The organism is Actinoplanes sp. NPDC023801 (genome assembly GCF_040639655.1).
In the GTDB taxonomy this organism is placed as follows: Bacteria; Actinomycetota; Actinomycetes; order Mycobacteriales; family Micromonosporaceae; genus Actinoplanes.
Map to the genome: position 1 here is coordinate 1 of NZ_JBFAAI010000021.1, position 20,666 is coordinate 20,666.

General features: G+C 71.1%; 17 protein-coding genes. 6 read left to right on the plus strand and 11 right to left on the minus strand.

Annotated elements, in window-relative coordinates; translation table 11 throughout:
• Nucleotides 1-688 precede the first annotated feature (688 nt).
• Nucleotides 689-1,585, minus strand: coding sequence for a lipoyl synthase (gene lipA, locus AB0G04_RS30475; RefSeq protein WP_360989832.1), 897 nt, complete (start codon nt 1,583-1,585; stop codon nt 689-691).
• A 392-nt stretch (nt 1,586-1,977) separates the two neighbouring features.
• On the opposite strand from lipA, the gene aspS reads away from it, so the two are divergent.
• Nucleotides 1,978-3,240 carry an aspartate--tRNA(Asn) ligase gene (gene aspS, locus AB0G04_RS30480; protein WP_360989528.1) on the plus strand — a complete coding sequence of 421 codons (1,263 nt, stop codon included), beginning with the start codon at nt 1,978-1,980 and terminating at the stop codon, nt 3,238-3,240.
• Between the two features lie 36 nt (nt 3,241-3,276).
• Nucleotides 3,277-4,443: a hypothetical protein gene (locus tag AB0G04_RS30485; RefSeq protein WP_360989531.1), complete on the plus strand. Its 1,167-nt coding sequence runs from the start codon at nt 3,277-3,279 to the stop codon at nt 4,441-4,443.
• A 139-nt stretch (nt 4,444-4,582) separates the two neighbouring features.
• Here the strand turns inward: AB0G04_RS30485 and AB0G04_RS30490 are convergent, their stop codons facing one another.
• The 7 genes from AB0G04_RS30490 to lpdA form a co-directional block, all read right to left on the minus strand.
• On the minus strand, nt 4,583-4,747 hold the full coding sequence (locus tag AB0G04_RS30490; RefSeq protein WP_106316781.1) for a peptide ABC transporter substrate-binding protein: 165 nt from the start codon (nt 4,745-4,747) through the stop codon (nt 4,583-4,585).
• On the minus strand, nt 4,747-5,376 hold the full coding sequence (lipB, locus tag AB0G04_RS30495) for a lipoyl(octanoyl) transferase LipB (RefSeq protein ID WP_360989534.1): 630 nt from the start codon (nt 5,374-5,376) through the stop codon (nt 4,747-4,749). The genes AB0G04_RS30490 and lipB overlap by 1 nt, the downstream gene beginning before the upstream one ends.
• A 10-nt stretch (nt 5,377-5,386) precedes the next feature.
• Nucleotides 5,387-7,297: a DUF2079 domain-containing protein gene (locus AB0G04_RS30500; protein ID WP_360989537.1), complete on the minus strand. Its 1,911-nt coding sequence runs from the start codon at nt 7,295-7,297 to the stop codon at nt 5,387-5,389.
• 26 nt (nt 7,298-7,323) lie between these two features.
• A complete protein-coding gene (locus AB0G04_RS30505) occupies nt 7,324-9,195 on the minus strand; it encodes a DUF2079 domain-containing protein (protein WP_360989540.1) in 1,872 nt (623 codons plus the stop codon).
• Between the two features lie 31 nt (nt 9,196-9,226).
• Nucleotides 9,227-10,144, minus strand: coding sequence for a TIGR01777 family oxidoreductase (locus AB0G04_RS30510; RefSeq protein ID WP_360989543.1), 918 nt, complete (start codon nt 10,142-10,144; stop codon nt 9,227-9,229).
• A gap of 88 nt (nt 10,145-10,232) precedes the next feature.
• Complete coding sequence (gene sucB / locus AB0G04_RS30515) at nt 10,233-12,137, minus strand: 2-oxoglutarate dehydrogenase, E2 component, dihydrolipoamide succinyltransferase (RefSeq protein WP_360989545.1); 1,905 nt, start codon at nt 12,135-12,137, stop codon at nt 10,233-10,235.
• Nucleotides 12,138-12,177: 40 nt separating this feature from the next.
• Nucleotides 12,178-13,569, minus strand: a complete 1,392-nt coding sequence (lpdA, locus tag AB0G04_RS30520) for a dihydrolipoyl dehydrogenase (protein ID WP_360989548.1) — start codon at nt 13,567-13,569, stop codon at nt 12,178-12,180.
• 164 nt (nt 13,570-13,733) lie between these two features.
• On the opposite strand from lpdA, the gene AB0G04_RS30525 reads away from it, so the two are divergent.
• Entirely contained in the window at nt 13,734-14,054 is a 321-nt protein-coding gene (locus tag AB0G04_RS30525) for a hypothetical protein (RefSeq protein ID WP_360989551.1), read from the plus strand.
• A 21-nt stretch (nt 14,055-14,075) separates the two neighbouring features.
• Here the strand turns inward: AB0G04_RS30525 and AB0G04_RS30530 are convergent, their stop codons facing one another.
• A complete protein-coding gene (locus AB0G04_RS30530; protein WP_360989553.1) occupies nt 14,076-15,611 on the minus strand; it encodes a leucyl aminopeptidase in 1,536 nt (511 codons plus the stop codon).
• 119 nt (nt 15,612-15,730) lie between these two features.
• On the opposite strand from AB0G04_RS30530, the gene gcvT reads away from it, so the two are divergent.
• Nucleotides 15,731-16,822: a glycine cleavage system aminomethyltransferase GcvT gene (gcvT, locus tag AB0G04_RS30535; protein ID WP_360989556.1), complete on the plus strand. Its 1,092-nt coding sequence runs from the start codon at nt 15,731-15,733 to the stop codon at nt 16,820-16,822.
• Between the two features lie 127 nt (nt 16,823-16,949).
• Here the strand turns inward: gcvT and AB0G04_RS30540 are convergent, their stop codons facing one another.
• Together AB0G04_RS30540 and AB0G04_RS30545 are read right to left on the minus strand one after the other, a co-directional pair.
• The gene (locus AB0G04_RS30540; RefSeq protein WP_360989558.1) at nt 16,950-17,684 is read right to left on the minus strand and encodes an adenosylcobinamide-GDP ribazoletransferase; all 735 of its coding nucleotides are present in this window, start codon (nt 17,682-17,684) and stop codon (nt 16,950-16,952) included.
• On the minus strand, nt 17,677-19,554 hold the full coding sequence (locus AB0G04_RS30545) for a bifunctional adenosylcobinamide kinase/adenosylcobinamide-phosphate guanylyltransferase (protein WP_360989561.1): 1,878 nt from the start codon (nt 19,552-19,554) through the stop codon (nt 17,677-17,679). The genes AB0G04_RS30540 and AB0G04_RS30545 overlap by 8 nt, the downstream gene beginning before the upstream one ends.
• Nucleotides 19,555-19,636: 82 nt before the next feature.
• On the opposite strand from AB0G04_RS30545, the gene AB0G04_RS30550 reads away from it, so the two are divergent.
• Nucleotides 19,637-19,834, plus strand: a complete 198-nt coding sequence (locus tag AB0G04_RS30550) for a hypothetical protein (RefSeq protein ID WP_106316865.1) — start codon at nt 19,637-19,639, stop codon at nt 19,832-19,834.
• A gap of 10 nt (nt 19,835-19,844) precedes the next feature.
• Complete coding sequence (locus tag AB0G04_RS30555; protein WP_360989564.1) at nt 19,845-20,663, plus strand: site-2 protease family protein; 819 nt, start codon at nt 19,845-19,847, stop codon at nt 20,661-20,663.
• The last annotated feature ends 3 nt before the right edge of the window (nt 20,664-20,666 follow it).

Genomic DNA, 20,666 nt, shown 5'->3' on the forward strand with positions numbered 1-20,666 from the left:
CAAACCACGGTGGACAGCCGCAATCAGAGCGTTCCGCCGGTCACCTCGACCAAGCCTGGCCGGGCTGCGGTCGTACGACCAGTAAATAAGTAGCCGCGACCAAGCCTGGCCGGGCTGCGGTCGTAGATCAATGAAACAAGTAGCCGCGGATAACGCGCGCTGTGAACCCGTAACCGCATGACGCAGAGTCATGACTTGGTGGACCTCGCGGTCCTCGTGAGGCAGCCCGGCGGGGCGGTGTCGGACCGTCAGCATCATCCGCCCCGCCGTCTAAAAAGCGACCGGGCGAATTCGCCAACAGAGTCCCGGGCCGGTGCGGGGCTCGCTGCGTTCAGGATGCCGACGGGAGGGCCAGTGCGCGGCGGAACCGGGCCGAGATGTCGGCCGAAGCACCAGGTCGAAGCACCAGGTCGAAGCGCCAGGCCGAAGCGCCAGGCCGGATCGTTCGGCCGCAGCCTGGACCGCGCGTCGGCGGCGGCCCGGCCCAGGGCTGGGTCGTTCGGCCGAAGCTCGGGATCGGGTGTCGGCGGCCAGGGCCGAATCGTCGGCCGCAACGGCCGGGCCGCGTCGTCGGCTGCGGCGCGAGGGCTGAGACGCCGGCCGTGGCCCAGGCCCGAGATGTCAGCCGCTGGCCTGGCCAGGGATGCAGCCGCGGGCCTGGCCAAGGATGCAGCCGCGGGCCGGGATGTCAGCCGCGGGCTTCGAGGGCCTGACGGTAGAGCCGCCCCGCGCGGTAGGAGGATCGGACCAGCGGCCCGCTCATCACGCCGGAGAAGCCGATCTGCTCGGCCTCCTCGCGGAGCTCGACGAACTCCTCGGGCTTGACCCAGCGCTCAACCGGGTGGTGCCGCGGGGTGGGGCGGAGGTACTGGGTGATGGTGATCAGCTCGCATCCGGCCTCGTGGAGGTCGCGGAGGGCGGCGGTGATCTCGGCCCGGTCCTCGCCCATGCCGAGGATCAGGTTGCTCTTGGTGACGAGGCCGGCCGCGCGGGCCTGGGTGATCACGTCGAGGGAGCGCTCGTAGCGGAAGCCGGGCCGGATGCGCTTGAAGATGCGCGGCACGGTCTCCAGGTTGTGGGCGAGCACCTCGGGGCGGGCACCGAACACCTCGGCCAGCTGGTCCGGGTCGGCGTTGAAGTCGGGGATGAGCAGCTCGACGCCGCACCCGGGCTGCAGCTTGTGGATCTGACGGACCGTTTCGGCGTAGAGCCAGGCGCCGCCGTCGGGCAGGTCGTCGCGGGCGACACCGGTGACGGTGGCGTAGCGCAGGCCCATGGTGGCGACGGACTCGCCGACGCGGCGGGGCTCGTCGGCGTCGAACTCGGCCGGCTTGCCGGTGTCGATCTGGCAGAAGTCGCAGCGGCGGGTGCACTGGTCACCGCCGATGAGGAAGGTGGCCTCGCGGTCTTCCCAGCACTCGTAGATGTTGGGGCAGCCGGCTTCCTGGCAGACCGTGTGCAGGCCTTCCTTCTGCACGAGGCCGCGCATCTCGGTGTACTCAGGGCCCATCTTCGCCTTGACCTTGATCCACGGCGGCTTCCGCTCGATGGGAGTCTCGGCGTTGCGCGCCTCGATGCGCAGCATGCGGCGGCCCTCGGGAGCAATAGTCACAACCCGAAGATACGCCCGCAGGGCGCATGCACACCGCAGGGGCGACGAGGCTCACGTGGCCATTCCTGTGAGGGCCGTCACCCATAATTCAGAAGAACGCCGCATCGGTGACTGTTAGCGTTCCCACCACGGCGATGATGGGACCGAGTAGCGCTTCGATCCGCCGGCCGAGAGAGCCACCCGGCAGCTGGGAAGGGTGGCCCGCGCGCCGGAGCGTGAAGACACCCCGGAGCCGCGGCACGAAAAAAGAGGCGCCCGTCCTCGAAGCCGGAAGACGGGCGCGAAGGTGCGGTGGTACCGCGAGGATCCCGCTCGCCCGCACCTCCCTGGGGCCGCGTTGCTGCATCCCGAGGAGGTAACCCGCCATGCAACGCATCCTCTCCACCCAGCTGGTCGAAAGAACCGGCGAAACCGTCACGATCGCCGGCTGGATCCATCGCCGCCGGCTGCTCAAATCGGTGGCCTTCCTGATCGTCCGGGACGCCGCGGGGCTCAGTCAGGTCGTCGTCACCGACCCGGCGGCCCGCGAACAGCTGGAGCAGCTGACCGAGGAGAGCGTCGTCGAGGTGACCGCGCTGGTCACCGCCAACGAGCAGGCGCCGCACGGGGTCGAGCTGACCGGCCCCATCATCCGGGAACTGAGCCGGGTGACCGTACAACTGCCGTTCGAACTGCATCGGCCCGCGCTGAGCGCGGGCCTTCCCGCCCAGCTGGACCACGCTGCTCTGGCGTTGCGGCATCCGAGCCGCGTCGCGAACCTGCGGATCGCGGCGGCCGCGGCGAAGGGTTTCCGGGCGGCGCTGGAGGCGCAGCGGTTCGTCGAGATCCACACACCGAAGATCGTCGAGTCGGCGACCGAGTCGGGTGCGAACGTGTTCAAGCTCGACTATTTCGGGCGCCCCGGGTATCTGGCGCAGTCGCCGCAGTTCTACAAGCAGCTGATGGTCGGCGTGTTCGAGCGGGTCTTCGAGGTGGGCCCGGTGTTCCGGGCCGAGCCCAGCGACACCGCCCGGCACCTGGCGCAGTACACGTCGCTGGACGCCGAGATGGGTTTCATCGCCGACCATCGGGACGTGATGGCCGCGCTGACCAGGACGATCGCCGGAATGCTGAGCGAGATCCGGGAACAGAGCGGGATCGGTACGGACATCCTCGACGAGGTGCCGGCGGTCCACTTCAGCGAGGCGCTGCGGATCGCGGGCGCACCCGCGGACGAACCCGACCTGGCGCCGGCCCACGAGCGGGCGCTGGGGGAGTGGGCGCTGAGGGAGCACGGCTCGGAGTTCCTTTTCGTGACCGGCTATCCGATGCGCAAGCGGCCGTTCTACACGCATCCGGACCCGGCCGACCCAACGTGGTCGAACGGCTTCGACCTGCTTTTCCGCGGCCTCGAGATCGTCACCGGCGGGCAGCGCCTGCACCGCTACGAGGACTACGTGGCCGCGCTGGAGAGGCATGGGCAGCCGCTCGAACCGTACGCCGGATATCTCGACGGCTTCCGGTACGGCATGCCGCCGCACGGCGGCTGGGCGATCGGCCTGGAACGGTTCGTGGCGAGGCTGACCGGAGTGGCGAATGTGCGGGAGACGACCGCGTTCCCCCGCGACCTCCATCGGATCGCGCCCTAGCTGCCGTTCAGGCGCGATCACCGGCGGTGGGGTTGAATGCTGGTCGTGATGATCGATCTCGACCGGGTCGCCCCACCGCCCGAGCCGGCGCCCCGATCGCGCTCCTGGCCGGCCGCGGTCGTCGCCATGGCCTTGGCGCTGCTGCTCACCGGGGCTGCGCCGATACCCAGGATCGCCGAGCTCCGGCAGGTCGCCGTCACCGCGGGTGAGGCCGGCCCGTGGCTGCTGACGTCCGGCGCGCTGTACAGCACACACTCCTCCGCCAACGGCCGCTCCGACTTCGACGTCGTCGCCCGTTCGCTGACGACGGGTGAGGCACTCTGGCAGCGGGAGGTCGCATGGTGGGGCGAGGTCCCGGTGCTCACCGAGACCGGTACGGCGCTCGTTCTGGCGACCCGTGAGCGGGCCGCCCGGCCGCTGGTTCTGGATGCGCGGACCGGCGCGGATCTGGTCGACCCGGACACCTACACGACCGCCCGGCCGGCCGGTGAACGGGTGCTGCTGTGGCACGAGCCGACCGGACGGCTCAGCCTCTACGACCCGGCTGCCAGGCGGGTCGCCTGGCAGCGGAAGTCCGACGGTCTGGTGGACGCGGCCGTGACATCCGATGGCCGCCTGCTGGTACTGACCGGGAGCGACTTCGTCACACTGGCGCTGAGCAGCGGGGATCTGCTGGGCCGGGTGGTCCGCGACGAGATCTGGGGCAGGGAGCTGTCGATCGCGGCCACCGCGGGGTCGTCGGCCTACCTGCTCGGCAGGATGAACCTCAACGCCGTCCGATTGCCGGGCAGTCCGCTGTGGAGCGCCCCCCTGCCGCTTCCCGGCGAAGCGGTGCCGTGCGGCACCCGGATCTGCGTCTCCGGCGGGGTCGGCCTCTTCGCGCTCGATCCGGCGACCGGCAGCATCGTCTGGGACAACCACGACTGGGTCGGCGGTGCGGACGGCCTGGTCCGCACCCGGCACGGCCACGTGCTGCGTATCGATCCGGAGACCGGGCGGGTCCGGACGGATCTCGGCCCCGGTCTGCCCGCCGATGACATGCTGCTGCGGCCCGGCTCCGGCGGCGTCGATCTGGTGGATCTGACGACCGGGCAGATCCGGGCACACCAGCCGGGCGTCCAGCCGGGCGCCTGCCGGCGCGCCGGCGAACACCTCGCCTGTCAGAAGGACGGCGGTCAGGTCACGGTCTGGCGGTTGCCTTGAGAAACGCGATGGTACGGCCGTCGAGGAGCACCGTGAGTCGCGGAGCGAGGTGGCTGCCGGGGCGCGGCCCCAGCGCCACTTTCGGGCTGAAGCCGCTGGTCACCGCCACCCCGAGCGTCTGGGCGTACCGGATGGATGTCTAGAGAAGGACCGCTACGGTGACCACCGTGACGATCACGAACGGGATGATCGTCGTGCACACGAGGATGGCCCAGGCGATCGGGTGCCCGAAATTGAGCACCACTCCGCCGCCCGGTCTCGGGACGAAGACCCGCTTGTCGCGCGGGTCGCGGTAGAGGGCCATCAGAGCAGCGTCGCGAGGTGGCGTTCGACGACCGGCATGACCTCGGTGACCGGAACCGGCCGGCCGATCTCGGCGCTGAGCGAGGTGACCGCCGCGTCCCGGATGCCGCAGGGGACGAAGCGATCGAAGTTCGACAGGTCGCAGTCGCAGTTGAGCGCGAAGCCGTGCAGGGTGACCCCCCGCGACACCCGGATGCCGATCTGGGCGATCTTGCGGTCGAGCCCGCCGTCGGTGGCCCGGACCCAGGCACCGCTGCGGCCCTCGATGCGCTCGGCCGTCACGCCGAACTCGGCGCACACGTCGATCAGCATCTGCTCGGTGCGGCGCACGTAGGCGACCACGTCGACCGGTTCGGGCAGGCGCAGGATGGGGTAGCCGACGATCTGGCCGGGACCGTGCCAGGTGATCCTGCCGCCGCGGTCGACGTCGACCACCGGGGTGCCGTCGAACGGCCGGTCGGCCGGCTCGGTGCGCTTGCCGGCCGTGAAGACGCTGGGGTGCTCCAGCAGCAGCACCGTGTCGGGCTGGGTGCCCGCGGCGACGCCCTCGTGCAGACGCTTCTGCTCCTCCCAGGCCTCCAGGTAGTCGACCAGGCCGGGCCGCAGGACGGTGAGAACGGAAGATGTCACGGCCGCAAGCCTACTTCTCTTCCCACTGGTCGACCGGATCCACTCCGGGACGGATGCGCCACACCAGTACGTCGTCCACGTGCTCCGGCTCGCCGAGCAGATCGGTGGTGACCCGCAGCAAAGCGTCCCGGTTGAGCGGGCCCTTCGGGCCGGTCAGGTCGGCCGGCAGGAAGATCGCCTCGAGCTGCCAGTACTCGAAGTCGATCCGTGCCTGGATGCGGTCGAGGCTCGTCATCTTCGGTGTCTGGCCCCAGCGGGCGGCCCGGTAGAACAGCTTGTCGGTGGGGCGGTCCGGTGCGCCGACCCGGCCCACCAGGTGCCGGCCGGTCTCCTCGTAGTCCTGCGGCCCGAGGAAGTAGCCGGCCGGGATGCGGAACTGCCGGTCGCCACCGCGCGCCATCGTGTACGCCTGCCACCGCATGCTGTCCACCGCGACGTCGATGGAGAGTGGCAGCGAGGTGATCACCCCGTGGTCGGAGACGTAGTCGGTCCAGCGGCCGCCGGAGATGAAGACCGGCTCGGGGGCCCGTTCGAGGGTACGCAGCGGCAGCGGGGCGATCGGGGCGAGCGCCGCGACGATGGCGACGCCGAACGCGAGCCGGCCGGAGGCGCTGCGGATCAGACTGTCCCGGCGGCGGACCACCTCGTCCGTCAGCAGCGCGATGACCAGGGCGAACACCAGCACCACGACGAGGGTGTAGCGGACCGGCAGCGCCGAGTCGAACAGCGGCACGTCCACGAGCAGGGCGTACGGCAGCGGGATGTGCGACTGCTCCTCGCCGAGGAATCGCAGCCGCGGCCCGAGCGACAGCAGGAAGAAGATCAGCCCGACGATGGTCAGCGCACGCAGCGTGATCCGCCGTTCCGGTGAGGACCGCCGCCAGAGCAGCGCGACCGCCACCACGAACAGCACGATCAGCGGGGCACCGAGGAACGAGGTGGCCTCGGTCGCGTTGGGTGCCAGGTCGGCGCCCCAGCCGAACAGCCCGGCCACCGACCGCAGCGGGAACGCCACGTACGAGACCAGGTCCTCGGAGTAGTACCGCATCCGGAAGCCGGTTCCGGAGAACTTGAGCGGCCCGTTGAAGTGCATGTAGAGCGGCCATGCCAGCAGTGCCCCGGCGACCACCGCGGTCACGCCCAGCGACGCCAGCACGGGCCGGACGGCGGTCCGGGCCCGGCGCGGACCGGGGCGGGACAGCATCCACACGAGGAGGAAGAGCCCACTGGCCAGGGCCGTGAAGAACAGCGCCTCGGCGGCTACCGAGAAGCCCATCGTGCAGAGCAGGCCGAGCACGATGCCGTTGCGCAGCCAGTGGTCGCGTTCCGGCAGTTTCAGCACCTGCCACGCGACGATCCCGACCATCCAGCCGGAGGTCCAGTTGAGGTGCCCGTTGGCGTGCGAGACGAGTCCCGGGCAGAAGCCGAAGATCAGGCCGCCGACGGCTGCCGCGATCCCGCTGCGCACCAGCCAGCGACGCAGGAAGAGGTACCAGACGAACGCGGAGCCGGCGAGGTTGAGCGTCAGGATCGTGGCGAACGTGATCTGTGGACCGGCCAGGTGGGTCAGCGGTGCGAACACCACGGCGTAGAACGTGCTTGACGTGTTCATCGCCAGGTTCACGCCGCGCGGCGCGTTCAGCAGGTCGGTGAAGAACGGATTGCTGACGTTCTGGAGCAGATAGACGCCGTACGACAGCATCCACTCGAACTGGCCCTGGTCACTGACGTTGTCGGCGACCACGTGCTGGTACGGCGCGCTCCACAGTCCCCGGCAGACGTGCACCGCGGCGGCAAGCGACACGACCGCCATGGTCAGGTGGGCGAGCCAGGCGCGGCGTAAGCGAGGGACCGGCTCGGGTTCGTCGGGGGCGGACGGTGTCGTCAGGTCCGTTTCCGGGGCGGGCGCGGCGATCGTCACGTCGCGGAGATTATCCAGCCCCGAACTCATCGGTCGATCGGGTCCACGCCGGGACGGATCCGCCACACCAGGACATCATCCACCTGTTCCGGCGGGCCGAGCAGATCGGTCGCCGTGACCAGCACCGAGTTGCGGAACAGCGTCATGTGGTCGGAGCCGGTGATCTGTTCCGGCAGGAAGACCGCTTCCACGTCCCAGTAGTCGAAGTCGGCCCGGGCCTGCGCGCGGTCGGCGTCGCTGAGCTCGGTGACGTAGCCGTACAGGGCGGCACGGGTGAAGAGCCAGTCGGTCGAACGCGTCGGTGCGCCGATCTGGCCGATGCCCTTCTTGCCCTCCGGGCCGTTGACCATCGGGCCGAGGAAGTAGCCGTCCGGGATCCGGAACTGGCGGCCACCCCGGGCCATCGTGTACGCCTGCCAGCGCTGCCCGTCGGCGGTCACGTTGAGCGCGAACGGCAGGGCGGAGATCACGCCGCCCTCCGACACGTACTTCTGCCAGGTGCCCTTGGCGATGAAGTCGGGTTCGGGCGCCCGCTCCTGATGGCGTACCGGCAGCGGGAGGATCGGCAGCAGTGCCGCGACGATCGCCGCGGTCAGCCCGGTGTGCACGGTCGGCGCGATCCGGCGGTCCAGCAGCTCCTGCGTGACCAGCGCCAGGGTGATGCCGAAGACGGCGGCCACGACCAGCGCCAGCCGCAGCGGCAGTGCCGCGTCGAACAGCGGCAGACGGGCGAGCAGGGCGTACGGCAGCGGGACGGGCAGTTCCGCGTCCATCCAGTTGAGCCGCGGGCCCAGGGACAGCACCAGGAACGTGCCGCCGACCACCATGATCGCGCGCAGGGTGGCCCGGCGGCCGGGTGACGCGTTGCGCCACACCAGCACCAGCGACACCCCGATCAGTACGACCAGCGGGACCCCGAAGAAGGACGTCTCCTCGGTGCGGTTGGGGCCGAGGGTGGAGCCGAGCCCGAAGAGCGCCGCCAGCGATCGGCTGGGGAACGACAGGTAGGCGGCCGCGTCCTCGGCGAAGTAGCGCTGGTTGTAGCCGGTCCCGGAGAACGTCTGCGGTCCGGCGAAGTGCATGTAGAGCGGGTATGCCAGCAGTGCTCCGGCCACCGTCGCGGCCACCCCGAGGGCTTTCAGCACGGTGACCCAGGCCGCCTTCACCTCGGCACGGACCGCACCGGCGCACGACCACACGATGACGAACATGCCGCTGGCCAGGGCGGTGTAGAACAGCCCTTCGGCGGCGATCGTGAAGAACGCGCCGAGCATCACGCCGAGGACAAGGCCGTTACGCAGCCAGTGGTCGCGCTGACGCAGCCGCAGCACCTGCCACACGACGACCGGCGCCACCCAGCCGGCCGTCCAGTTCAGGTGGCCGTTGGCGTGCGAGATGAAGCCGGGCGCGAAGCCGCAGAACATGCCGCCCAGACCGGCCGCGAGCGGGCTGCGGACGAGCCAGCGGTTGAGGAACAGGTACCACGCGAAGGCCGACCCGGCGAGATTCAGTGTGAGGATTGTCACATAACTGATTTGCGGGCCGGCCAGATAGGTCAACGGGGCGAACAGGATCGTGTAAACCGTGATCGAGGTGTTCGCCGCAAGATTCACCCCCCACGGGTGATTCAGCAGGTCCGTGAAGAACGGATCGGCCCCGTTGCCGAGGATGTAGACGCCGTAACCCAGCAGCCACTCGAAGAACGCCTGGTCACCGATGTTGTCGGAGAGACCGTTCCGGTACGGGTCACGCCAGAGACCGCTCGTCACGTAGACGGCCAGCGCCAGCGCGAGCAGGGCGACGGTCCATTGGGCACGCCGATTACGGGCACGCGACGGTGCCGGTGTCTCGGCGGGCGGATCGGCTGAGGCGGCTGGGGCGGGGGCGGCGACTGACATCAGGCGCAGATTAGCAAGAAAGCCGGTTGGCTCAGCCGGTCATCGCCGGTTCGGGGCGCAGTGCCACCGCGATCGCGGACGCCATCTCCGGGTACGCCCAAGTGAACCCGGCACCCGACAGCACCCCCGGCAGCACCCGCTGACTGCGCTGCGCCTCCCCGGCCAGTTCGCCGAGCGCCACGTCGAGCACCGGCCCGGGCACCGAGAGCAGGGCCGGCCGGCGCACCGCCCGCGCCAGATCGCGGGTGAACTCGGCGTTCGTCACCGGATTCGGCGACACCATGTTGACCGGACCGGCCAGATCGTCGCGGTCCACCAGAAACTCGGCCGCCGCCAGCCAGTCGGCCAGCGCGATCCAGGCCATCCACTGCCGGCCGCCGCCGATCCGCGCGCCCGCCCCCAGCTTGAACGGCAGCAGCAGGGGCTTGAGCAGCGCGCCGCCGGCGTCGATCGTCGGAGCCGTCCGCAGCAGCACCACCCGCGTGCCCGCGTCCTCGGCGGGGCGGGCGGCGGCCTCCCAGACCCGGCACAGATCGGCCAGGAAGGAGTTCCCGGCCGGGGCCTCCTCGGTCACTGCCTGGTCTCCGGTGTCGCCGTACCAGCCGACGCCGGAACCCTGCAGCAGGGTGACCGGCCGATCGCCGGCCGGCAGCTTGCTGATCGTCCGCGCCAGCGTGTCGGTGGTGTTGAGCCGGCTGGACCGCAGCACCCGTTTGTACGCCGTCGTCCAGCGCCGGTCACCGACGTTCGCACCGGCCAGGTTGATCACCGCATCCGCCCCGGCCAGCACCGCGGCGTCCAGCCGCCCCTGGGCCGGATCCCAGGACGCCTCGTCGGGTTGCTCGGATGGCCGCCGGACCAGCCGGACGATGTCGTGACCGCTGTGCCTGAGCCGTTCGGTGAGCCGGGTGCCCAGGAATCCGGACGCGCCGGCTATGACGATGCGCATGACCTGATTCTTTCCCGAAGATCCGGCTATACCAAACAAACACGGGGGGTACGCCGTGACGGCGCACCCCCCGGTCCTGCCTCTGCCCTTACAGGCCCAGGTCCGCCTCGAAGTGCCCGCCCTCCAGGCGCTCCTTGAGCGTACCCAGGAAGCGGGCCGCGTCGGCGCCGTCCACGATCCGGTGGTCGTAGGAGAGCGCCAGGTAGACCATCGACCGCGGCACGATGATCTCGCCCAGCTCCGGGTCGTTCACGATCACCGGGCGCTTGACGACCGCGCCGAGACCGAGGATGCCGACCTGCGGCTGGTTGATGATCGGCGTGTCGAAGAGCGCGCCGCGGCTGCCGGTGTTGGTGAGCGTGAAGGTGCCGCCACCGAGCTCGTCCGGGCTGATCTTGTTGTTGCGGGTGCGGTCCGCCAGGTCCGCGATCCGCTTGGACAGACCGGCCAGGTTCAGGTCGCCGGCGTCCTTGATGACCGGGACGACCAGGCCCTTCGGCGCGTCCACCGCGATGCCGAGGTGCTCGGCGCCGTGGTAGGTGACCGTGCCCGCCTCGACGTCGATCGAGGAGTTGACCACCGGGTGCTGCTGCAGCGCCTCGACCGTGGCCAGGGCGAAGAACGGCAGGAAGGTGAGCTTCACGCCGTGCTTGGCCTGGAAGTCGGCCTTCGCCTTGTTCCGCAGGTTGGCGATCTTGGTCACGTCGACCTCGACCACGGTGGTGAGCTGCGCGGAGACCTGCAGCGACTCCACCATGCGGCGGGCGATCGTGGCGCGGATCCGGGTCAGCTTCTCGGTGCGGCCACGCAGCGGGCTGGGCTCCGCCTTGACCTTCTCCGCGACCGGGGCAGCCTTCTCGGCCGAGGCTGCCGGGGCCGGAGCGGGCTGCGCCTTCGCGGCGGCGGCCTTCTCAGCGGCGTCGATGACGTCCTGCTTGCGGATGCGGCCACCCACGCCGGTGCCGGTCAGGGTGGACAGGTCCACGCCCTTCTCGGCGGCCAGCTTGCGGACCAGCGGAGTCACGTACCCGGCGTCGCCGGACCCGTTCGACTGCGCGGTCTCGGTGGACGGCGCCGTCGGTGCGGCCGGGGCGGCCTGCGCCTCGGAGGGTTGCTGGGTCGGCTGCGCGGTCTCCTCGGCGGGCGAGGGGGTCGCGTAGGACCCACCGGCTACGTTCGGAGCCGGGGCCGACTCGACCTTCGGCGCCGCAGCCTGCTGCGGCGCGGGGGCCGCGGCGGGCTTCTCCGGCTCGGGCGCGGGGGCCGCGGCGGGCTTCTCCGGCTCGGGCGCGGGGGCCGCGGCGGGCTTCTCCGGCTCGGGCTCCGGGGCGGGAGCGGCGGCCGGGGCGCTGCCGGGCGTGCCGACGATCGCCAGCACGGCGCCGACCTCGGCGGTCTCGTCCTCGCCGACCTTGATCTCCAGCAGGGTGCCGGCGACCGGGGACGGCAGCTCGGTGTCGACCTTGTCGGTGGAGACCTCGACCAGGGGCTCGTCCGCCTCGACGGTGTCGCCGACGGCCTTCAGCCAGCGGGTGATGGTGCCCTCGGTGACGCTCTCGCCCAGCGCGGGCAGCTTCACCTCGGTGCCCTCGCCACCGCTCGCCGGGGCGGCGGCCTGCGGGGCAGGAGCCTCCTCCTCGACCGGCTTCTCGGTCGACGGGGTGACCGGGGCGGCGGGCTCCGGCTCGGCCTCGGCCTCGGCCTGGGCCTCCGGCTGCTCGGCCGGCGCGGGCGCGGCCGAACCGGCGTCCTCGCCGTCGCCCGCGATGACGGCCAGCTCACTGCCGACCTCCGCGGTCTCGTCCTCGCCGACCACGATCCGCGAGAGGATGCCCGCGGCGGGCGACGGGATCTCCGTGTCGACCTTGTCGGTGGAGACCTCGAGGAGCGGCTCGTCCGCCTCGACGCGCTCGCCCTCCTGCTTGAGCCAGCGCGTCACGGTTCCCTCGGTGACGCTCTCACCCAGCCGCGGCATGGTTACCGATGTCGGCATCTCTTCCCAAACTCCTTAAGACGTCAGAACGCGATCGAAATCAGCTGTGCGCGTGCAGCGGCTTGCCCGCGAGCGCGAGGAAGGCCTCGCCCAGCGCCTCGTTCTGCGTCGGGTGGGCGTGTACGAGCTGGGCGACCTCCTCGGGGAAGGCCTCCCAGTTGGTGATCAGCTGGGCTTCGCCGACGAGCTCGCCGACCCGGGCGCCGACCATGTGGACACCGACGACCGGGCCGTCGTTGACCCGTACCAGCTTGATGAAGCCCGCGGTCTTGAGGATCTGGCTCTTGCCGTTGCCGCCGAGGTTGTAGTTGTACGTCGAGACCTTGTCCGCGCCGTACTGCTCCTTGGCCTTGGCCTCGGTGATGCCGACCGACGCGACCTCGGGGTCGGAGTAGGTGACCCGCGGGATGCCCGCCTCGTCGATGACCGCCGGGTTCTTGCCGGCGATCTCCTCGGCCACGAAAATGCCCTGCTGGAAGCCACGGTGGGCGAGCTGGAGGCCGGGAACGATGTCGCCGACGGCGTAGATGTTGCCGACGCCGGTGCGCAGCCGCTCGTCGACGATCACGAAGCCCCGGTCGAGCGTGATGCCCTGCTGCTCGTACCCCAGGTTCGCGGTTGTCGGGCCACGGCCGACCGCGACCAGCAGGACCTCGGCCTCGAGGGTCTCGCCGCCGGCGATGGTGACCTTGACGCCGTTGTCGGTGTGCTCGACCTTCTCGAACGGCTTGCCGACCTTGAGGTTGATCTTCCGCTTGCGGAAGGCGCGCTCGACCTGCTTCGAGATCTCCTCGTCCTCCGCGGCGACCAGGCGGGGCAGGGCCTCGATGATGGTCACGTCGGCGCCGAACGACTTCCACACGCTGGCGAACTCGACGCCGATCACGCCGCCGCCGAGCACGATCGCCGACTGCGGCACCCGGTCCAGCTTGAGTGCGTGCTCACTGGTCAGCACCCGCTTGCCGTCGACCTCGAGGCCGGGCAGCGAGCGCGAGTAGGAACCGGTGGCGAGGATGACGTTGCGGCCGGTGTAGCGCTGGCCGTTCACCTCGACGGTGTCCTTGCTGACGAGCTTGCCCTCGCCCTGGACGATCGTGATGTTCTTGTTGTGTCCCAGCAGGCCGGTCAGACCCTTGAACAGACGGCCGACAACCCCGTCCTTGTACGCGTTGACACCCGCCATGTCGATGCCGACGAGGTCGGCCTTCACGCCGAACTGCTCGCTCTCGCGCGTCTGGTCGGCGATCTCCGCGGCGTGCAGGAGCGCCTTCGTGGGGATGCACCCGCGGTGCAGGCAGGTGCCGCCGAGCTCGGCCTTGTCGATCAGCGCGACCGAGAGGTCGAACTGAGCGGCACGCAGGGCGGCCGCATAGCCACCACTGCCGGCGCCGAGAATGACGATGTCGAAGGTTCCGCCGTTGGGCTGGCTCACGTTGACTCCAGTGGTCGCATCGTCTCCGGTGTGGGTCACACAATGGAAACGGTCACAGTCCCGTCACCGACATCTTGTCACTTCTCGACCCGGTCAATGCAGCCAGGTGCCCCACGACACGTCGGTGCGTCGTACCCTTGCGGGATCGAACGCGAGGAGGAGCAGTGGCTTGGTTTCGGCGGCGTACCCGGTCCGGCGGGCCCGGCGGCCGGCAGGTCAACCAGGCCGATCTGGAGCATCTTACGCAATTCTTCCGGACGAAGCAGGGAGTCGAGGCATTCATCGAGCCACAGACGACAGTGACCGAGACCACCCTGTTGCTTGTGGCACACGACGGTGAATGGACCCGCCGGCGGATCGGCTCACCGGATGTCGCGTGGAAATTCGCGCACCAGCTCAGCATGCCGGTCTATGACGTGAAACTCCTCGGCTATCCACAGCGGATGCGCGACTACAACGAACGGCAGCGGCGCCGCCCGGTTTGAGCCGGACGGCGCCCCCAGCCGTCAGGAGAGGTCGTCGATCAGCTTGAGGAACGTGCGCACCGGCACGCCCGTGCCGCCCTTCGTCCAGTAACCGTTCGCCTCACCGGTGTGGTAACTCGGCCCCGCGATGTCGATGTGCGCCCACTCCACGCCCTCGGCCACGAACTCCCGCAGGAAGACACCGCCCTGCAGCATGTGCCCGGCCCGGTCCATGTTGGCGTTCGTCTGGCAGATGTCGGCGATCTCCGACTCCATGCCCTTGCGCACGTCGTCCGGCAGCGGCATCCGCCAGGACGGCTCGCCGACCGCCTTGCCGGCCGCCTCGACCAGAGCGGTCGCCTCGTCCGAACCCATCAGGCCGGAGATCCGCTTACCGAGCGCGATCACCTGCCCGCCGGTCAGCGTCGACGTCTCGAACAGATAGTCGGTGCCGTCCTCGCAGGCTCGCGCGATCGCGTCGGCCAGTACCATCCGGCCCTCGGCGTCGGTGTTGAACACCTCGACCCGCTTGCCGCCGTACATGGTGATCACGTCGCCCGGCCGGTACGCCGAACCGGACGGCATGTTCTCGGCGATCGCCAGGTAACCCGAGACGGCCACACCCGGCTTGAGGGCGGCGATCGCGATCAGGGTGGCGGCCACCGCGGCGGCACCCGCCATGTCGGACTTCATCTCCCACATGCCGGCCGCCGGCTTGATGCTGACACCGCCGGTGTCGAAGGTGATGCCCTTGCCGACCAGCGCGATCCGCTTCGGGTTCTCGACCCCGGAGGGCGTGTAGGTCAGTTTCACCAGCCGCGGCGGCGCCTCGGAGCCCTGGCCGACCGCCACGATGCCGCCGTACCCGCCGTCCTTGAGCTGCTCGAAGTCGAGCACCTCGACACCGAGACCGGCCTCGGTCGCGGCCGCCGCCACCTGGTCGGCCAGATCGGCCGGGCGCAGCGCGTTCGGCGGGGTGTTCACCCAGTCGCGGGTCTGGCGCACCGCCTCCGCCACCACCTCGGCGCGGCGCAGCTCGGCCTCGGCCGCCTCGTCGGCCGCGTCCGCCACGTGCAGGCGCAGCTCGGCGACCGGCGCCCGCCGGCCCTTCTGCGGCTTCGTCTTGTAACCGGCGAACCGGTAGCCGCCGAGCAGGGCACCCTCGAGCACGGCGCGCAGCACCGGCGGGGCGTCCGCGTCGTCCGGCACCGGCAGGGCCAGCACCACGGTGGTGCTGCCGGCCAGGGCGCGGACCGCCGCGCCGGCAGCCCGGCGCAGGGTCTCCAGGTCGGGCGCGGGGCCGTCCGGCTCGGCACCGAGGCCGACCGCCACCAGCAGCGGGGCGGCGATCGTACCGAGGGTGGCCAGCTTGGTCACCTCGCCGGCCGCGCCGGTGGCGCCGAGCAAAGCCAGCGTCGAGGTCAGCTTGCCGTCGAAGGCCGCGGCGATGCTCTCGGCGCCGGAGGCAGGCAACAGGGTGCCCTCCTCGTCGGGCTGGCTGTGCAGGCCGATGACGATGGCATCGACCACCGATTCGGCCGGGTCGGTGTCGACCAGGCTGAGGCTGGGCTGGGTCACTCGGTCTCTCCGGACGTCTGGGCCGGTGGGGCGCCGGTGGGCGCGCTCCCGGCTGTTGGGAAATCGGTGTTGTCCCCGCGACTCTAAACCTGGTCAAGGTCACCGGTAAGTTGAGTCTCATGTCTGCCGCGCCGCTTCAGTCCCCACTGCATGATCGCCACGCCGCCCTGGGCGCGAAGTTCGCCGGGTTCGGGGGCTGGGACATGCCGCTGGAGTACGCCGGCGGAGGGGTCCTCAAGGAGCACGCCGCGGTCCGCGAGTCGGCCGGCGTCTTCGACGTGTCGCACCTCGGCAAGGCCCGCGTGCGTGGCGCCGGAGCAGCGGATTTCGTCAACTCGTGCCTCACCAACGACCTCGGCCGGATCGCCCCCGGCCGCGCGCAGTACACGCTGTGCTGCGACGAGAGCGGCGGTGTGGTCGACGACCTGATCGTCTACCTGCACGGCGACGACCACGTCTTCCTGATCCCGAACGCGGCGAACACCGCCGAGGTGGTCCGCCGCCTCGCCGCGGCGGCACCGGCCGGGCTGACCGTCACCGACGAGCACCGCGACTTCGCGGTCCTCGCCGTCCAGGGCCCGCAGTCCGCCGAGATCCTCGGCAAGCTGGGCCTGCCCACCGGGCACGGCTACATGTCGTTCGACACGGCGTCGTTCCGGGGCGCCGAGCTGACCGTCTGCCGGACCGGATACACCGGGGAGCACGGTTACGAGCTGGTCGTCGGGTGGGACGACGCGGCCGCCGTGTGGGACGCGGTGATCGACGCCGGCGTGCGCCCGTGCGGGCTCGGCGCCCGCGACACGCTGCGCACCGAGATGGGATACCCGCTGCACGGCCAGGAGCTGACCCTCGACATCAGTCCGGTCCAGGCCCGCTCCGGGTGGGCGGTCGGCTGGGACAAGCCGGCCTTCTGGGGCCGGGCGGCCCTTCAGGCCGAGAAGGTCGCCGGTCCGCGGCGGCAACTGCGGGGCCTGGAACTCACCGGCCGCGGCATCCCACGAGGGCACATGAGTGTGTACGCGGGGGAGCGTCCCGTGGGAGAGACGACCAGCGGCACCTTCTCCCCGACGCGGAAGGTCGGCATCGCGCTGGCCCTCATCGACACCGCGGCCGGCCTGGCCGACGGCGATCTGGTCGAGATCGACATCCGCGGCCGCCGCACCGAGGCCCGCCTCGTCAAGCCCCCCTTCGTGACCCCCTCCACCCACTGACCCCCGCTGGTCCGCACCGCTGTCTCAGCCCGCCCAAAACAGCGGTGGGAGCCAGCTGGGTTTCGGTGGCTGGGTCGGCGCATTCGGAGCAGCGGCAGCGGTTCGAGCCGGCTGAGGGTGCGCGGGGTCAGGCGAGTGTCACGGCGACGAGGGTCAGCGTCACCGCCAGCTCGACGACCGCGCCCAGCACGTCGCCGGTGATGCCGCCGAATCGCCGTACCGCATGACGGAGAAGCAGGACCACCGCGGACAGTGAGAGGACGACGGCGGCCGGCCCCTGCCACGGGCGACCGGGGACGGCGGCAAGTGCGGGAACCACGACGAACGCCGCGCCGGCCGTCACCGCCCACCGCGGCACGGTCGACGCCACCAGCGCGCCCAGACCGTCCGGACGGGCCGGTGGCACCCCACGGCGGCAGGCGACGGTGATCGCGAGCCGTCCGGCCGCCCAGGCGGTCACGATCGCCCACGGGCCGGCCTCGGTGAGAGCGGCCGCCTGGATCAGAACGGTGACGGCGAGCGCCGCGACCCCGAAGGGCCCGATATCGGGCTTCTTCATGATTTCGAGGGCGGCCGGGCCGGAACGGTAGGACCCCAGCGCGTCGACCGTGTCCGCGAGCCCGTCCAGATGCAGCCCGCGAGTGAGCAGCGCCCCCGCCGCGACCGTCAGCCCGGCGGCGACGAGATCCGGCGACCCAGCCGCCCGCAGCGCGACGTGCAGACCGGCCAGGACGAGCCCCAGAACGGCGCCCACCACGGGTGCCACCGCCATCGCCACCGCGGCGGTGGACCGGTCCACCCGGCCCGCCCGCAGCGGGAGCACCGTCAGCGTGGTGACGGCCAGCCGGATGCCGTCAGACACCCGTCGTGGCGGGCCCCGGCCCGCGCGGCTCGGGCTCGGCGAACTCCGCCGGGTCGAACTCGCCGGCACCGTCGTCGAGGTCGTCGTCGAGCTCGTCGTCCAGGCCGTCGTCCAGTCCGTCGTCACCGACCTCGCCGAGCAGCGCCGGGTGCACCGGCAGTGCCGACGCCAGCCCGATCGCGGACCGCAGCACCGGCAGTACCGACAGCGCGTTCGCCCCTTCGCCCAGGTCCAGCCCGATCTGCAGGACCGCGGTCAGCCCGAGCACGTCGGCACCCTGCTTGACCAGCGCGAGCGTCCCCGCCTCCGGCAGCAGGCACCAGTGCCGGGTCTGACTGGCCAGGTCGCGGGCGACGAGCCCGGCGGCGATCCCGAGCGGACCGTCGACCAGCACCGGGACACGGCGGGCGGCGGCGCCGAGCAGCAGCCCGGTGGCCACCGCGATGTCCAGGCCGCCGATCTCCCGCAGGATGTCGGTGGCGCCGCGCGGTTCCTGCCGGATCCGGTGCATGGCGTCGCGGACGGCCGCGCAACGGACCATCCAGGCGGCGTCGTCGAACCGGGCGCCGGGCGCGAGTACCCGGGGCAGCGTGGCGACCGGTTCGGCGCCGGTGGTGGCGGCCAGCACCGCGGTGGCGGCCGCCTCGATGCCGGCGCTGACGCCGGCCAGCACGATCACGTCACGGCCCGCGTCGGCGGCGCCGTCGGCGAGCTGCCAGCCCTGCCGGAGCGCGTCCTTGACGGCCTGTTCGTCGGCGACCGGGCCGTCCTCCATGGCACCGACCGTCGCGGTACGCAGCACGGAGATGTCGGCACCGGCCTGACCGGCGAGCCGGCCGAGCAGACCGGTCCCGGACTCGGTCTCGGCGAGGCGGCGTTCCACGTCGCCGGCGTCGGTGCCGGCGACCGCCCCACCGGTACGCCCTCCACCGATCACCACCAGCCGGGCCGTGGTCCAGGCCCGCGGGGTGACCGTGCTCTGGGTGGCCGCGGCGAACTCGACGGCCTCATCGAGCGCACCGAGCCCGCCGCCCGGCAGGTCGAGCCCGGCCAGTCGTTCCCGTGCGTCGGGGCCGGAGTCGGAACTCGGCAACGGCAGGTCCATGCCGGGGGTGATCTCGGTGAGCCCGGACGCGACAAGCGGCAGGGTCATGGTGGACCCGGACAGCGCGCTGACCGTTGCCCGCTCGGGTTCGGGTTCGGGGGTGGGCTCGACCACGGTCACCGGCGGTGGCGGGGGAGCGGGGGTCGAGGGGGTGGGCACCGCGATCGGCCGCGACGTGACCGGGGCGGGCTTGACCGGGGCGGCTTCGACCGGGGCGAGCGGGCCGCCCTTGAGCCACGTCGGCTGCCCGGCGACGACCAGCGCGACACCGTCGACGGCGCCGGCGAGCGCCTGGTTGGTCGTTCCCAGCGCGTCCGCGAAGGCCCGCCCGACGGGGGTGACCGGCACGAGCGACAGCCCGACCTCGGGGCTGACCAGCACCACCCGGGCCGCGGTCGCACGGACGGCTGCCGCGAGCGCCGCCACGTCGGCCTCGTCGTCGTTGGGCTGCCGGGCCGGGTTCAGCACCGCGGCCACCCAGCCACCCAGGTCGTCGACGAGCACGGTCTCGTCCGGCCCGGCCTGCTGAAGCAGTTCGACGAGCAGCGCCGGTTCGGTGCCGGTCTCCTCGGTCGTCCAGGACTGCGGGCGCCGCCGCTGATGGGCCTCGATGCGGTCCCGCCATTCGGGGTCGTCCTCGCCGCCGGCCGCGGTGGCCACGTAGCGCACCGAGGGCGCCCCGGCCACCAGGGACTCGGCGAACCCGGATTTGCCGGACCGGATACCGCCGAGGACGAGAACCGTGTTCCACCGATCTTCGGACATGCCCCGTACCTTAGAGCCGGGTCGCACACCCGGAACCCGTAGGGTGGAAGCCCACCGAGGTATGACGTGAGGGGGCGGCTGTATGCCGTGGAGTTGGCGGTACGAAGACGTCGACGGCAAGCCGGTCGAAGGCCCGGACGAGTCGTTCAGCAGTCAGGCCGACGCCGAGTCGTGGATCGGTCAGGAGTGGCGGCAGTTGCAGGCCGCCGGAGTCAGCACGGTCACCCTGGTCGAGGACGACCGGGTCGACTATCAGATGAGCCTGCTCCCGGCCGAGTGAGCGGATTGCCGTGACCTACGAACCGGTCTACACCCGCACTCCGCGCAACGCTTTCGTGCCGAGTCCGGTCTTCGTCGGCATCGTCGCCGTGTTCGCGGTGAGCGGTGTGATGACCTGGACCAACTTCGGCAACATCAAGCTCGACGTCTTCCTGTTCATCATCTCGGGCTGGCTCATCTCGCTGTGCCTGCACGAGTATGCGCACGCCGTGCTCGGCTACTTCTCCGGTGACGTGACAGTCGCCGACCGGGGTTATCTCCGGCTGAATCCGCTGAAGTACACCCATCCGCTGCTGTCCATCGTGCTGCCGGTGATCGTGGTGATCCTCGGCGGCATCGGTCTGCCGGGTGGCGCGGTCTGGGTCGATCACCGCTACATCCGCAGCAAGGTGAGGGACTCGCTGATCAGCGCGGCCGGCCCGCTGACCAACGTGGTCCTCGCGATCGTGGTGGCGTTCCCGTTCTTCACCGGCCTGGCGCCGGACGTGGTGCGCACCCTCGGCCGGGTGACGCTCACCGACGACACCCACGGATCGTTCTGGGCGGCCCTGGCCGCGCTGGCGTTCCTGCAGGTGACGGCGAGTGTGCTGAACTTCCTGCCGATCCCGGGGCTGGACGGCGGCGGCATCATCCAGCCGTGGCTAAGCCCGGCCTACCAGCGCGCCTGGAACCTGATCGCGCCGTGGGGCTTCCTGGTCCTGTTCCTGCTGTTGTGGCAGACCCAGGTGGGCACGTGGTTCTTCACCGGCGTGGACTGGCTGGCCGGGCTGATCGGGGTCGACTGGGAGCTTTACGCCGCCGGCCTGCAGCTGATGCGGTTCTGGCAGTAAGCC